This window comes from Kitasatospora sp. NPDC101183 (genome assembly GCF_044767945.1).
Lineage (GTDB): Bacteria > Actinomycetota > Actinomycetes > Streptomycetales > Streptomycetaceae > Kitasatospora.
In genome coordinates this window covers 200,135-215,869 of the sequence record NZ_JBIWOW010000002.1, presented here as the reverse complement: position 1 = coordinate 215,869, position 15,735 = coordinate 200,135, and the positions used below count along the sequence as shown (strand labels likewise).

General features: G+C 77.2%; 7 protein-coding genes. All 7 read left to right on the top strand.

The window, feature by feature from the left end:
- Positions 1-37 precede the first annotated feature (37 nt).
- The 7 genes from ACIRRS_RS03135 to ACIRRS_RS03105 all read left to right on the top strand — a co-directional run bounded on the left by ACIRRS_RS03135 (position 38) and on the right by ACIRRS_RS03105 (position 15,578).
- Complete coding sequence (locus ACIRRS_RS03135) at positions 38-895, top strand: DUF4132 domain-containing protein (RefSeq protein ID WP_402964121.1); 858 nt, start codon at positions 38-40, stop codon at positions 893-895.
- Positions 892-6,054, top strand: coding sequence for a hypothetical protein (locus ACIRRS_RS03130; protein WP_402964119.1), 5,163 nt, complete (start codon positions 892-894; stop codon positions 6,052-6,054). The genes ACIRRS_RS03135 and ACIRRS_RS03130 overlap by 4 nt, the downstream gene beginning before the upstream one ends.
- The gene (locus ACIRRS_RS03125) at positions 6,051-7,220 is read left to right on the top strand and encodes an AAA family ATPase (RefSeq protein ID WP_402964116.1); all 1,170 of its coding nucleotides are present in this window, start codon (positions 6,051-6,053) and stop codon (positions 7,218-7,220) included. Before ACIRRS_RS03130 ends, ACIRRS_RS03125 begins: the two co-directional genes overlap by 4 nt.
- A gap of 4 nt (positions 7,221-7,224) precedes the next feature.
- Positions 7,225-11,313, top strand: a complete 4,089-nt coding sequence (locus tag ACIRRS_RS03120) for a DUF5682 family protein (protein ID WP_402964113.1) — start codon at positions 7,225-7,227, stop codon at positions 11,311-11,313.
- Positions 11,310-13,247, top strand: a complete 1,938-nt coding sequence (locus ACIRRS_RS03115; RefSeq protein WP_402964110.1) for a hypothetical protein — start codon at positions 11,310-11,312, stop codon at positions 13,245-13,247. The genes ACIRRS_RS03120 and ACIRRS_RS03115 overlap by 4 nt, the downstream gene beginning before the upstream one ends.
- Positions 13,248-13,362: 115 nt before the next feature.
- A complete protein-coding gene (locus ACIRRS_RS03110) occupies positions 13,363-13,890 on the top strand; it encodes a MarR family transcriptional regulator (RefSeq protein WP_402964108.1) in 528 nt (175 codons plus the stop codon).
- 92 nt (positions 13,891-13,982) lie between these two features.
- Positions 13,983-15,578, top strand: a complete 1,596-nt coding sequence (locus tag ACIRRS_RS03105; RefSeq protein WP_402964105.1) for a lipase maturation factor family protein — start codon at positions 13,983-13,985, stop codon at positions 15,576-15,578.
- The last annotated feature ends 157 nt before the right edge of the window (positions 15,579-15,735 follow it).

Genomic DNA, 15,735 nt, shown 5'->3' with positions numbered 1-15,735 from the left:
ACGACTTTCCCGTTTTCCGGGTGGGAGGAGTACGGCCGTGGCATGGGTGGAGACGGGCGCGGGGGGCTACCGCGTCACGCTCGACGAGGAGGGCAGGGTGCTGTGCCGCAACGCGGCCGGCCGCGACCTGAAGTCCCTCCCGTCCAAACTCAACGACGACCCGGTGGTCACCCAGCTCAAGCAGCTCGCCGAGTGGCTCCAGGGCCACGACCGGCGCTGCCTGGACGACGCCGAGCGATGGATGGTCCGCTCCCTGCCGGTGCCCGCCGCCGTGCTCACCGCCGTCTGGGCCGACGAGTCCTGGCAGGCCGTCCTGCGCGACCTCGTCGTCACCGGCCCCGACGGCTCCGTCACCGGCTTCCTGCGCGGAGCCGACGCCGAACGCGGCCTCGGCCTCGTCGACCTCGACGGGGACACCGTCCGGCTCACCGACGGCGAGGTCCTCATACCCCACCCCGTCCTGCTGCCCGACCTCGAGGAGCTGCGCGAGTTCGCCGTCGAACTCGGCGTCTCCCAGCGCGTCCAGCAGCTCTACCGCGAGGTCTGGCACAAGCCCGCCGAGACCCCCGCGGGCACCGTCGTCGACGAGTACGCCGGCGGCCGCTACCGCGAGCTGCGCGAGCTCGTCGGCCGATGCACCCGCCTCGGCTGCCGCGTGCGCGGCGGCTACGCCGTCCAGCCCGTCACCGAGGGCGGGCGCACCGTCGAGGCCCGCGTCTGGGTCGGCGACTACTACGAGTACGACGCCTGCGAGACGGGCCCGCTCAGCTGGGCCGGCCCGGACGGCCGCGCCCTGCCGCTGTCCGAGGTCGGGCCCGTCGCCTGGTCCGAGGGCATGCGCATGGCCGCCGCCCTGTACGCGGGCCGCACGATCACCGGGGAGGAAACCGAATGACCGCCACCACCACCGCAGGCGGCGCCGCGGGCGCCGTCACCGCGGCTGCCCTGCTCGACGCCGGAGCCGTCCTGCCCGCCGGCACCCTGCCCGACGCCGGCCGCCCCGACTCCGCCGCCGACGTGCTCACCGCCCGCACCTACGCCCACCCCGCCCTGGACGGCCGCCGCGTCGTCCGGCTCGTCCCCGGCGCGCTCGGCCCCGCCGAGGACGCCGCCCTCGACTTCCTCGGCCTCACCCCCGAGAGCGAACCCGCCGAGGTCGGCCAGGTCCGCCAGGAGGCCCTCGGCTTCCCCGCCTGGGCCCTCGTCAACGACCCCGCCAACGGCCACCACGCCCTCGCCCTCGTCAAGGAGATGGAACGGCTCGCCCGCCAGGTCAAGTCCAAGCCCGGCGCCGCCAAGGACGGCTTCGGCGAGCTCGCCACCCGCCTGGGCCGCACCGTCCCGCACTTCCTGCCCACCTACTGCGAGGAGGTCGGCCGCGTCTTCCTCGCCCAGGGCAACCAGACCTACGCCGCCGCCTGGTTCGGCAAGGCCCGCGAGGCCGAGCGCACCCACGGCCTGACCGTCGACGAGGAGCGGCTGCGCGCCGTCTTCCTCGAGTTCGCCCTCGCCGGCGCCCTCACCGTCAAGGCCCTGCGCCAGTACGTCAAGGAGCTCTCCAAGCGCCTCGACCCGCTCACCGCCTGGCAGCGCTTCCGCCAGCTGTGCACCGAGCGCTCCGCCGCCGGCATGGCCCCCTACGCCGGAGTCGCCGAGGACGCCCGCGCCCTCATCCGCGCCGCCGGCCTCGACCGCGACGAGGCCGAACAGGCCCTGCTCGCCGAACTCCTCGACTCCCCGGCCGTCAACCGCGCCCCCGCCGCCTTCTGGAAGTCCTGGCACGCCCGGATCGTCGAACTCGGCAAGCGCGAACCCACCGTCCGCGCCCGCCTCCTCGAGCTGCTGCCCGAGTCCGACGGCGGCAACGCCGCCGAACGCGACACCGCCTGGCTCTCCCTGCTCGCCGAGACCGGCGCCGAGGAGCAGCTCACCGGCCCCCGCGCCGAAGGCGCCGAACCCGCCGCCACCTGGCTCGCCGCCTGGTGCCGCCACCTGCGCGGCGGCTGGCCCGCCCGCACCCGCTGCCCCGCCACCCTCGCCCTCCTCGACCGGATGGCGCCGCGCCTGCGCGAGGACGCCGTCCCCGTCGACCCCTTCGCCGGCCTGCGCGGCGAGTACCACCACCTCGACATCCTCGACCTCCTGCTCGCCGCCGACATCCCCCTCGCCGACCCGCCCGCCGACCTGCGCCTGGGCGTCAAGCACTGGGCCGAACAGGGCGACGACACCGGCGCCGCCCTCGCCGCCCTCGCCGCCGACAAGCGCTTCCGGCCGCTGCTGCGCACCTCCACCCCGCCCGCCTGGGACATCGCCGTCGTCCGCAAGGCGCCCGCACTGCCCGTGCTGCGGGAGCTGTTCGTCGAATGGGCCGAGGAGCGCGCCGACGAGATCACCGCCGCCCGCGGCCTGGCCGGCGCCGCCGACCTCGTCCGCTCCCTCGGCGCCCACCGCGACACCGTCCGCGACATCGCCCCGGCCGCCGCCGAACGGATCGCCGCCCTCGACGTCGCCGCGCTGCTCGCCGACGCCCTCAGCGCGGGCATCCTCGACGAACTCGGCTGGCCCGCCCTGGAGGAGGCCGTCGCCTCCCTCGCCGACCCGGTCGACCCGGCAGCCGCCTCCGCCTCCGCTTCCACCTCCGGAGACCCGGCCGACGGGGAGGCCCCGGACAGGCCCGACACCCCCGGCTACGGCGGAGGCGCCCTCAAGGGCCTGGACATCGAGGAGTCCTGGCCCCACCTCGTCCTCGTCCGCAAGGGCCGCGCCCTCGTCGTCGGCCCCGAGGGCGTCGTCCTCGACCACACCCTGCGCCTGCCCAAGCTCGACCACTGGAACCGCCCCCGCACCCGCTTCGTCGACGGCGAACTCCTCGTCACCTGGCAGCAGGACAACAAGCAGGTCGGCTACTGGTCCGGCCGCCCCGACCAGACCGTCGAGATCGTCGGCACCACCGTCACCGGCTACCACTGGGGCGACATCACGCCCGAGAAGCCCTCCCTCCCGCTGCCCGGCGGCGGCCGCACCCACGGCGAACGCCCCCTGCACGCCGGCGACACCCGCCTGCCCGAGGAGTACCTCGTCCTCGGCGACGGCACCGGCCACTGGACGGTGCGCCACGTCGACGGCACCTTCGGCCCCCACGAGCTCGACGCGCGCACCGGCGCGACCGGCCGCGCCTGCGAGCCGCCCGTCATCGCCGCCAACGCCCGGGACGGCCGCCCCGACTGGGGCAGCACCCGGCTGATGCCCCTCCAGCCCGGCCTGGAGGACACCCCGCTCGGCACCGACGGCACCGTCCTCGGCCACTGGGTCCGCGTCGACCCCGGCCGCACCGCCACCACCGTCACCGCCGGCGGGCACCGCATCGTCCTGCCCGTCGCCGGCGACCACCCCGAGACCGTCGCCGTCGGCCGGCTCGCCCTGCCCGGCGAGGGCCGCCCCGTTCTCCTCGGCCCCTCCGGGACGAACCACAGCGACAGGCTCTCCCTCGCCCTGCCCGACGTGACCGCCCCCGCCGACCGCACCGCCGACCTCCAGTCCTGCCGCCCCGGCCACCTCGCCGCCGCCGGCACCGCCCTCGTCCCGCCCGTCGAGCACTGGCACTGCCTGCGCCCCCGCGACGAGGCCGGCTCCCGCGCCCTGCGCGGCGTCGACCACGCCCTCGCCGCCCGACTGGTCGACGCCGCCTGGCCCGTCGACACCCGGCCCGTCCCCGAGGACGAGCAGCGCTGGCTCACCGTCCACGGCGCACGCCGCCGCCTCGCCCAGGAAGGCGAGCCCAGCCGCACCACCCTGCCCGTCACCGCCGTCGCCGCACTCCTGCCCGGCATCGGCCACCCCCTGCTGCTCGCCGGAGTCGCCGGCCGCGCCCGCGCCGCCGCCGACCTGCTCGACCGCGTCTCCCGGTTCGTCACCCAGCCCGAGGCCGTCCGGCGCGTCAAGGCCAAGACCGCCGAGTACCGGCCCGACCACGCCGACGACCAGCAGCTCAGCGAGGCCGTCACCGCCGTCCTCCCCGACCTCGGAGGCTTCGGCGGCGGCTGGAACCAGCGCAACCGCTGGTGGACGGCCACCAACCTGCGCACCGTCACCAGGCTCCTCGCCGACCCGCCGCCCGCCCAGGGCGACGACTGGACCACCCCCGCCACCCTCCCGCTCGAAGGCGGCCCCGAGAGCCAGGGCTGGCTGCGCCTGCTCGGCCGGCTCCACGTCATCGCCCTCGGCATCACCAACCCGCTCACCGAGCCCGCCCTGCGCTCCTCCCTCGTCTACCTCCTCGGGGAACTCAGCAAGGGCGTCCTCGCGGACCGCGGCGCCACCCTGCGCCAGATCACCCTGCGCGAGACCGGCAAGCCCAGCCACAGCGCCGAACCGGCCATCCCCCGCCAGGGCCAGGTGCTGCGCCGCGGCGGGCGCACCGTCGTCGTCCTCGCCCTGACCACCCACCACCACAACGACGGCATCGTCGAATGGCTCGCCGTCGACCACGACCCCAGCGGCGAGTTCGGCCCCGTCGCCCACTTCACCACCGTCGACGAACGCGACACCCACGAACGCATCGGCGCCGCCTGGGTCGAGAGGTTCTGGCGCCTCGCCGCCCTGCGCGGCAGCGTCCCCTTCGACCGCGCCCGCGCCGAGGCCTTCGCCGACCTCACCGGCATCGGCACCGCCCGCGCCACCCTCCTGCTCTGCCCCACGCCCTCCCTCCTCCACTGGAGCGGCCTCAACCTGCCCGCCGAGCGCATCGCCGAACTCGGCCTCAAGGTCGGCGAGGCCCAGGCCGCCAAGGAATGGCTGCGCCGGCACACCTACGCCCACATCCACGACGTCTGGGGCGCCCTCCTCACGGAGGACCCGAAGACCCTGTGGACCGACGGCCCCGACGTCCGCGCCGCCGCCGAGACCTGGACCCGCCACTTCGGACGGCTCGTCACCCTCCCCGAAGACACCCAGGCCGCCGTCAAGGGCGCCTCCATCGAACACATCGAGGCCGTCCTCAACTCCGCCACCACCCCGTGGATGGCCCGCACCACCCGCTTCCGCACCAGCGCCGACGGCAACGGCCGCCTCGAACCCGAGGACGCCACCGCCGTCCCCGGCCGCGGAGACCTCCACCAGAGCGTCCAGGCCCTGCGCTGGCTCGCCTACCACCTGCCCGCCGACAGCCCGCTGCGCCCCCTGCTGCCCGAAGCCGCCGCCAGGCTGCGCACCCGCCTCGCCGACCCGGAGCTCCTCCTCGACTTCCACATCGTCTACACCGCCAAGGGCGGCTCCATGGCCGCCGCCCTGCGCGCCCACTACGGCCTGCCCGCCGAAGGCGGCGCCGACGCCGACGGGCGCGTCCACTGCGGCCCGGCCGCCGTCCTCACCCCGTACAACAGCGAAACCGAATGGGTGTGGATGCGCCCCTCCGGCCTCACCGGCTCGGACGACCCGCTGCTCGCCCTGATCGACGGGCTGCGCGGCAGCTCCTGGTACGGCAGCGACCAGCTCGCCGTCGGCGCCGTCATCGACGGCGCGGTCGAACGCCTCGTCGCCGCCCCCGAAGCCGGAACCATCCCCGAGACGGCCGCCACCCCCGGGGAGGGCGCCGCCGGAGCCTGGCTGCAGAACCCCCAGCACTCCGTGCCCGAGCTGGTCGCCGAGGCCGCCCGCACCCACGGCCTCTCCGAGGACGCGGCCGCCCTCTACCTCCAACTCCTCGCCCTGCCCGACCCCACCGACCGCAACACCGCCCGCTGGACGGGCTGGAAGCCCGCCCGCCTCAAGCAGGCCCGCGCCGAACTCGCCGCCACCGGCCTCGTCCTGGAGGCCAAGCGCGCCCGCGCCGGCCGCAGCCTCTTCCTGCCCGGCGGCTGGCAGGAGGCCAAGAGCCCCGCCCTGCCCGTCGAGACCTGGAAGTCCGCCCTCTACCCCACCGCCACCCACCAGCCGGCCCTGCCCCACCACCCCGTCCCCGAGCTGTTCGCCCTCGCCTGGCGGCGCACCCTCGACGGCGACGTCCCCGGCTACGAAGAGCTCCAGACCGGCAAGCGCAGGAAGGCCCGCCGATGACCACCACCACGCCCACCACGCCCACTGCCCCCGGCGTCCCCGGCGTCCCCGAGCGGCAGATCGTCCCGCCCGAGGAGAAGCACGCCGCCGAACTGGAGTTCCTCGCCGCCCACGACAGCGGCCCCCGCCCGCCCGGCTGGCGGCTCACCCCGCGCGCCGTCGTCACCTTCGTCATGGGCAGCGGCGGCGAGAAGCTCAAGGCCGGCCGCAAGAGCCTCGCCATCGAGGAGAAGTTCGTCGGCGAGCGCGCCCTCGTCGAACGCTGCGTCGTCACCCTCGCCGGAGAGCGCGGCCTGCTCCTCGTCGGCGAGCCCGGCACCGCCAAGTCCATGCTCTCCGAACTGCTCGCCGCCGCCGTCTGCGGCACCAGCGCGCTCACCGTCCAGGGCACCGCCGGCACCACCGAGGACCAGCTCAAGTACGGCTGGAACTACGCCCTGCTGCTCGCCAAGGGCCCCAGCCGCGACGCCCTCGTCCCCTCCCCGGTGCTCACCGCCATGACCACCGGGGCCGTCGCCCGGGTCGAGGAGGTCACCCGCTGCCTGCCCGAGGTGCAGGACGCCCTCGTCTCCCTGCTCTCCGAACGCCGCATCGCCGTCCCCGAGTTGGCGGGCACCCCGGACGGCCAGCTGCACGCCGCCGCCGGCTTCACCCTGATCGCCACCGCCAACCTGCGCGACAAGGGCGTCAGCGAGATGTCCGCCGCCCTCAAACGGCGCTTCAACTTCGAGACGGTCGGCCCCATCGGCAGCCTCGCCGCCGAGGTCGACCTCGTCCGCCGCCAGTCCACGGCCGCCGTCGCCCGCGCCGGCGCCGCCTACGGCGTGGACGACGCCGTCCTCGAAGCCCTCGTCACCGCCTTCCGCGACCTGCGCACCGGCCGCTCCACCGAAGGCTGGGACGTGGAGAGGCCCTCCACGGTCATGAGCACCGCCGAGGCCGTCTCCGTCGCCACCGCCCTCGGCGTCACCGCCGCCTACCTGCCCGACGGCGGCGACCTCCTCGGCCGCCTGCCCGGCCAACTCCTCGGCGTCGTCCGCAAGGACGACCCGGCCGACGCGGCCCGGCTCCTCGGCTACTGGGACGGCCCGGTGCGCCGCCGCGCCGAACAGGGCGCCGCCACCTGGCGCACCCTGTGGGACCTTCGATCGGCACTGGAGGCCTGAGCACATGCGGACGTTGAGCAGCGCGCAGACGCGCACCGAGACCGACGAGGCCCTCGTCACGGCAGCCGCCGACCGCCTCGCCGCCACCGGCACCGCCCGGCCCGGGCCCTACCTGATCGGCGTGCGCCACCACGCGCCGTCCCTCAGCGCGGTCCTGCCCGCGCTGCTCGACGCCGCCCGCCCCGAGACGGTGCTGATCGAACTCCCCGCCGAGTTCCAGCCCTGGCTCGACCACCTCGCCGACGAACGGACCACCGCCCCCGTCGCCCTCGCCGCCGCCCCCGCGGGCGCCGACGAGGCCGGCGGGCCCGCCTTCTACCCGTTCGCCGACTTCTCCCCGGAACTCGTCGCCCTGCGCTGGGCCCGACGCCACGGCGTCCCCGCCCTCGCCTGCGACCTGCCCCTCACCCACCGCGCCCCGCGCACCGCCGCCCCGGCGGCAGCTGAGGGCGGCGGCCCCCGCCTCGGGGACGCGCTGCGCCACCGCCTCACTGGCCGCGCCGGTGACGACGACCTGTGGGACCGCCTCGTCGAGACGGCCGCCCCCGGCTCCACCCCCGAAGCCGTCCGCCGCGCCGCCCTCCTCGTCGGCTGGGCCATGCGCCACGACGCCGAGACCGGCCCCGGCGTCGACCCCTACGACGCACGGCGCGAAGCCTGGATGCGCGCCCGCATCCGGGAGGCCACCGAAGGCGGGCGGCGCGCGGCCGTCGTCGTCGGCGCCTTCCACGCCCCCGCCCTCCTCGACGGCCCCGCCTCCGAGGACCGGGCCCCCGGCCCGGGCGAGTCCGGCCACGTCCTGTCCCTGATCCCCTACACCTACCCACTGCTCGACGCCCGCTCCGGCTACCCGGCCGGCATCCGCGACCCGGAATGGCAGCACACCGTCCTCGACGCCGCCGGAGACCCGCACCGCCTCCAGGACGCGCTCACCACGACCGCCGTGCGCATCAGCGCAGCCCTGCGCGCCGACGACCACCCCAGCGGCCCCGCCGACTCCCGCGAGATCGTCCGCCTCGCCGGCGACCTCGCCCGCCTGCGCGGCCACGCCGCCCCCGGGCGCGGCGAACTCGTCGAAGCCGTCCAGACCGTCCTCGCCCAGGGCGAACCCCTCGGCCGGGGCCGGGCCGTCGCCCGCGCCCTCGAACGCGTCCTCATCGGCACCCGCACCGGCCGCCCCACCCCCGCCGCCCCGCGCAGCGGCCTCGCCCCCGCCGTCGAGGCCCTCCTCGCCGACCTCGGCCTCCCCGGCCCCGACGACCCCGGCCCCCGCGACCTGCGCCTGGACTCCCTGCGCAGCCCCCTCGACCGCCGCCGCGAAATCCTCCTCCACCGCCTCACCGCCTGCGCCGTCCCCTACGCGGAGCCCGTCCCCACCACCGGCGCCGGCGGCCTCGAAACCCTCGGCACCCGCTGGACCCTCCACTGGACCCCGGCCACCGCCGCCATGCTCACCGTCGCCTCCACCCGAGGCGTCACCCCGGCCCAGGCCGCCGAAGGCGCCCTGCGCGCCCAGCTCACCGACCAGCCCACCCCGCGCGAGATCATCGACGGCCTCACCGCCGCCGCCTCCTGCGCCCTCCCCGCCCTCGCCACCACCCGCCTCACCCAACTCACCACCGTCCTCCCCACCACCGCCACCCTCCCCGACCTCCTCGCCGGCCTCACCCTCCTCGACCGCCTCACCGCCTCCCACCTCCCCCTCGACCCCACCACCCTCCCGGGCACCCCCGCCCCCGATCGCGCCAACACCCGGGCGGGCACACCCGCAACGCCCGCGCAGGGCGAGAGCCAGCCGACTGCGTCCCCGCCGGGCGCGGCTACGCCCGCTGACGGCGCCCCTGCGCCAGGGGAGGCGACCGCTTCGGCGGCTGGCATCGGCCGCGAACGCGTCGATGCCCGGGCAGGCGAGCACATCGCGCTGCCTGGTGCCGACGGGCAGGGCGACGGCTCCGCCGCGCCCGGCCAGATCGCGGCGACCTCGCCATCAGCAGGCGCCTCGGAGCCCGGCCACGCCTCCGCCCAGGCGGGTGCCGTCCCGCTCGGCACCGGCGCGCCCGCGCTCGGGCCGGTGGTTGTTCCGGTGGCCGACCTCGACACCGAGCGCGCCAACGCCCGGGCGGGCGTCCTCGTCTCCGGCCCGCCCGTGCAGGCCGATGCGCGCGGGGGCGAGTCCGGCACGTCGGCCGCCCACGTGCCGGCCGGTTCCACTTCGGCGGCGGGCGCTGTCGCAGTGCCCGCCGCCGGCGCAGCCGCGGCCGGAGCGTCCGGCCGTGGGGCGACCGAAGGCGGACCGGTCGCTGCCGCCGTCGAGGTGTTGACGGTGGCGGCGGTGCGGCAGGTCGAGGGGGTGGCCGGGTCGGACGAGCCCGGGGACGCGCGGGCGTTGGTGGAGCTGGCGCGGCGGGCGGATCTGCGGGGCGGGGTGAGACTGGCGCACGCGCTGGCCGAACTCGCCGAGCGGGGGAGCCCGTTGGTGCGGGGCGCCGCCGGGGCCGTGCGGGTGCTGCTCGGGCAGGAGGCGCCGGAGGTGCTGGGCGGGCGGGCCGCGTCCTGGGTCGACGGGGCGACCGGGCCGGAGGCCCGCCGCGTGCTCGGGCGCAGCCTCGTCGGGCTGCTCACCGCCGCCGAGGGCCTCTTCGACAGCGCCCCCGAGGCGCTGGAGCCCGTGCTGGAGCGCGTCGGCTCCCTCACCGACGACGCCTTCCTCGCGCGCCTGCCCGCCCTGCGCGGCGGCTTCGACACCCTCAGCCCCGCCGCCCGGGACCGCCTGCTGACCCTCGTCGAGGAGCGCCTCGGCGCCCGGCTCACCGACCTGCCCGAGGAGGCCGGCCCCGCCGTCCTCGCCGGCTGGGTCCGCGCCGACCTCGCCGCCCGGGCCGCCCTCGCCCGCCGCGGACTGATCCGGGGAACGGCCGGACACCCGCAGGCCGAGCCCGAGACCGAGGAAGCAGCCGCACCGGCGACACCCGCCACCCCCCACGCCATCGCCCCCGCCGACCGCTGGCGCCTGCTCCTCGGCCGCCCCGGCGCCGCCGCCCCGCAGGGCCGCGGCGCCCGACTCGCCACCGCACTCGACGAGTTGTACGGCACCGGCCACGGCGAGGGCTCCGGCCCCGGCCTGGACAGCCGCGGCAGCCGGGGCGGCCGCGAGGCGCCCTACCCCGGAGTCCGCGAGTGGGCCGAGGAGCTGGAGGCGCTGTTCGGCCCGGGCGTACGGGAGGAGGTCCTCGCCGCCGCCGTCGCCCGGGGCCGCACCGACGCCCTGGAGGCCATCGACCCCGCCGCCGTCCAGCCCTCCGTCGACCTGCTGCGCACCGTGCTCGACCACGCCGGCGGCCTCCCCGAGGCGCGTCTGGCCAAGCTGCGCCCCCTGGTGCGCCGCCTCGTGGACGAGCTGAGCCGCGAACTCGCGACCAGGCTGCGCCCCGCGCTGACCGGCATCGCCGTGCCGCGCCCCTCCCGCCGCCCCGGCGGCGGCCTCGACCTCGACCGCACCATCCGCGCCAACCTCGCCACCGCCCGCCCCGGCCCCGACGGAGGCACCCTGATCGTGCCCGAGCGCCCGGTGTTCCGGACGCGGGCCAAGCAGGCGAACGACTGGCGCCTGGTCCTCGTCGTCGACGTCTCCGGATCGATGGAGGCCTCGACGGTCTGGGCGGCGCTCACCGCCGCGATCCTGGCCGGGGTGCCCGCGCTGAGCACCCACTTCGTCGCGTTCTCCACCGAGGTCGTCGACCTGACCGAACGCGTCGACGACCCGCTGGGCCTGCTGCTGGAGGTCCGGGTCGGCGGCGGCACCGACATCGCGGCCGGCCTGCGCTACGCCCGCACGATGGTCACGGTGCCCTCGCGCACCCTGGTCGCGGTGATCAGCGACTTCGAGGAGGGCGGCCCGCTGGGCCCCCTGCTCGCCCAGACCCGGGCCCTGGTCGACTCCGGCGTGCAGCTGCTCGGCTGCGCCTCGCTGGACGACACCGGCACGGCCCGCTATTCGAAGGCGGTCGCCGGCCAACTGGTCGCGGCCGGCATGCCCGTGGCGGCGCTGAGCCCGCTGGAACTGGCCCGCTGGGTGGGGGAGAAGGTCCGATGAGCGTGACGACGAGCGCCGGCGACTGGCCGGCCGTGCGGCCCGAGGTGGTCGCCGAGGTGGTCGCCGGGCTGAGCGCCCGGCTGCAGAAGCGGCTGGACGGCGCGGCCGCGAAACTGGCCCGGTGCCCGGCCACCCGGGCCGACGGCCAGTGGCGGGTGGAGGTCGACGAGGAGACCCTTCTCGTCCTCCACGCCCCGGACGGGCTGGTCGCCACGGCAGCCGACGTGCGCTGCGGCTGCCTCCTCGCCCCGGCCTGCGTGCACCGGGCCGCGGCCGTCACCCTGTGCCCCCTCGCCGAAGGCGCGCCCGACCCGGACCCGGCGCAGCCCGCCGAAGCCCCGGCCGACGGCCCCCGCCCCGGGGCGCCCGAACCGCAGGCCCCCGACGCCGCCGAACCCGCCCCTGCCGAACCCACCCCCGCCGAACTCGCCGCCGCCCGCCACCTGCACCGCGCCGCGGGCGCCCTGCTCGCCGCCGGGGTGAGCGCGGCCGGGGCCGTCGCCCAGGCCGAACTGCTGCGCGCCGCCCACGGCGCCCGGCTCGCCGGCCTGCACCGCCCGGCCGCCGCGGCCGTCGCCGTGGTGAGCCGCCTGCGCGCCGCCCGCTCCGGCGCCCCCGAGCACCGGCTCGTCGATCTCGTCGCCGCCCTGCGGGAGCTGCTCGACGTCACCACCGCCCTGACGGCCGAGCAGCGGCACACCCCGCTCGCCGACCTGCGCGGCACCGCCCGCCAGGCGTACGAGCCGGAGGGCGGGCTGCGCCTGTACGGCCTGTTCGCCGAACCGGTCCTGACCGCCACCCACGCCGGCACGCTCAGCTGGGCGGTGGACGCGGACGGGCGGCTGAGCACCCTCGCCGAGGTGATGCCGCACACCGACGCGGCCGCCGCCCCCGGCCAGGCGGTCGGCGCGGGCAGCCGGCCGGTGCGCCTGGGCGACGCCTCGCTCAGCCACCGCGAGTTCAGCCGCGCCGGCCTGTCCGTCCAGGGCGCCACCCGCTCCGCCACCGGCCGCCTCGGCGCGGGCGCCTCCGTACGGGCCGTGCGCGCCACGGGCGCGGCGTGGACGGCGGAGCCGGCGGCCCGGCTGTGGGCCGTCCCCGTGGCCGAGCAGGTCGCCCGGGCCCTCGCGGCGCAGGAGACCCCGTACGAGAGCCGCCCGGCCGGCTCCGACCTGCTCTTCCTGGACGTCACCCTCCTCGGCGCGGCCCCCACCGGCCCCGACGGCGCCCCGCAGCTGCTCGCCCGCTGCGACGACATCGCAGACAACGCCGCAGACAACGCCGCAGACAACGGCCCCGAGGACGGCACGGCGGACGGCCCCGGCAACCTCGTCCTCGCGCTGACCGCCGGGCACGAGCACCCCGGGCTGCCGTACCGGGAGAACCTCGCCCTGCTCGCCACCGCCCCCGGGCTGCGCCTGCGGGTGATCGGCCGCCTGGAGCGCGCCGACCGCCCCGAGCTGCGCCTGCTCGCCCTCGGCACCCCGGCACGGGAGGAGGCCGAGGGCCCGACCCTGCCCGCCGCCCGCGCGGGCCGCGCGAACCTCGGCCTCGAACGCCTCCAGACCGCCGACCTGCCCGCCCCGGCCGGGCTGCGGCAGCCCCAACCCGCCACCGCCGAAACCCCGTTGAGCCCGCCCGTCCACGTCCTCGCCCGCCGCGTCGCGCAGACCGTCACCACCGGCCGCCACGCCCTCGCCCCCGGCGAGGCCGCCGCCGCTGACCGCCGCCTGCTGCGCGCCGCCGGGCTGGCCACGGCCGCCGACCTGCTCGACGGCCTGCGGGCCGAGTCCGCCGGCCGTCGCCGCGACGTGTTCGGCCGGGTCCTCGCCGACGACCACGACGGCTTCGCCACCGCCTGGCTGGCCGCCGCCTGCTACACCGAGGCCCTGGCCACAGCGTTGTGCGCCGCCGCCTGGGCGGGGGAGGGGTGAGGAGACTCCCTGGTAGTTGCACGGGCCGGTAGTGGGCGTCGACTGTCATACTGGACGGAAGGGCGCACGCCCGACCCCAGGAGTCCCACAGGCGAACGCGAAGGGAAGGCCCGCCATGCCGATGCGCGACGACGCGGCCGAGATCCGGGCCAGTGGCTGGCGCACGCTCGCCGCACTGCACGGCCTGATCGACACCGCCCTGGAGAAGGCCCTCCAGGCCGAACACCGGCTCTCCGTGGTCGAGTTCACCGTCCTGGACGCCCTCTCCCGCCAGGACGGCTGGCACATGCGCATGCAGCAGCTGGCCCGCGCGGCGGCCCTCAGCAGCAGCGCGACCACCCGCCTGGTCGCCCGCCTGGAGGACCGCGCCCTGCTCGGCCGCTACCTCTGCGCCGACGACCGGCGCGGCATCTACACCGAGCTGACGCCCGAGGGCCGCGCCCTGCTGGAGGCCGCCCGGCCCGTCCACGACGCCACCCTGGAGGCGGTCCTCGCGACCGCCGCCGAAGCCCCCGAACTGGCCCCGCTGGTCGCCGTCCTCGCCGAAGCCGCCCCGGCGACGGGCCCCTCCACTCCGGCTACCGGCGCCTCCGCCCCGGCCACCGGCCCCGCCAGCACGGCACAGTCCCCGGCCAAGGCCTGAGGCGCCCGGGCGGGTGAACCGCCCGCCGCCCCCGGCCCGACCCGCCACGGCCGCACCCCGCCGACCACCCGCCGGTGGTAGGCATGGGCCGCATGGACTGGTCCGCCTGGTTCGCCGCCCCCGACCACTGGCTGAGCCGCCTGCTCGTCCAACGCCTGCTCGCCGCGCTCTACCTCATCGCCTTCCTCGACGCCGCCGCCCAGTTCCGCCCCCTCATCGGCGCCGACGGCATGCTGCCCGTGCCCCGCTACACCGCCCGCGTCCCCTTCCGGGACTCCCCGAGCCTCTTCCACGCCCACTACAGCGACCGCTTCTTCGCCACCGTCACCTGGAGCGGCGCCGCCCTCGCCGCCGCCGTCACCGCCGGGCTCGGCGACGCCGTCCCCCTCGCGGCGTCCATCGCCCTGTGGGCCGTCCTGTGGGCGCTCTACCTCTCCGTCGTCAACGTCGGGCAGACCTGGTACTCCTTCGGCTGGGAATCCCTCCTCCTCGAAGCCGGCACCCTCGCCGCCTTCCTCGGCAACGCCGACACCGCCCCGCCCACCCTCGTCCTGTGGCTGATGCGCTGGCTCCTCTTCCGCGTCGAGTTCGGCGCCGGGCTGATCAAACTGCGCGGCGACCGCTGCTGGCGCGACCTCACCTGCCTGCGCTACCACCACGAGACCCAGCCCATGCCCGGCCCCCTCAGCTGGTTCTTCCACCACCTGCCCGGCCCCGTCCACCGCGCCGAGGCCGCCGCCAACCACCTCGTCCAACTCCTCGTCCCGATCGGCCTGTTCCTGCCCCAGTCGATCGCGAGCTGGTCCGCCTGCGCGATCGTCGCCACCCAGCTGTGGCTGATCGCCTCCGGCAACTTCGCCTGGCTCAACTGGGCCACCGTCGCCCTCGCCCTCGCCGCCGTCGACCCCTCCCGCCTCGGCCTGCCCGTCCACCCCCGCACCTACCCGCCCGCCCCGGCCTGGTACGAACTGCTCGTCCTCGCCCTCACCGCCGCCGTCGCCGCCCTCAGCTACCGGCCCGCCCGCAACCTGATCTCCCGCCACCAGGTCATGAACCGCTCCTACGACCGCCTCCACCTCGTCAACACCTACGGCGCCTTCGGCAGCGTCAACCGCGTGCGCCAGGAGGTCGTCGTCGAAGGCACCGACGAGGCCGTCCTCACCCCGCACACCGTCTGGCGCGAGTACGGCTTCAAGGGCAAACCCGGCGACGTGCGCCGCATGCCCCGCCAGTACGCCCCCTACCACCTGCGCCTGGACTGGCTCATGTGGTTCGCCGGCATCTCACCCGCCTACGCCCGCCCCTGGTTCCTGCCCTTCGTCGCCCGCCTCCTCACCGGCGACCGCGCCACCCTGCGCCTGCTGCGCCACAACCCCTTCCCCGACGCCCCGCCGACCCACATTCGGGCGACCCTCCACCTCTACCGGTTCACCGGATGGCGCGAACTGCGCGAAACCGGCGCGTGGTGGCACCGCACGGCGCTGCACGAGTACCTCGCGCCCGTCGACCTCGCCGCCCTCGCCCGCGCCGGACACCGCCCGCCCCTCGGCCGCCCCGTCCGCAAGGTCCCGCTGGACGCCCTGCGGCGCCCCGCGCACCCACCCCGCCCCGGCCCCCGCCACCCGGACGGCGGCACCGGCCACCCGCACGGACCAGCACCCCACCACCCGGACGGACCTCCCCGGTAGCGGCCGGGCGGGCGGTACGGCACGCGACACCCGCCCCTCCGACGGGTGGGTGCGTGCAAGGCTCGAACGGGCACCCGTATTCTGGGCGTCCACACCCGGCGGCCCGTACCGCGCGCCCCCGGCCCCGCCCAGGGGCAGCCCGCGCACCCGGTCCGCC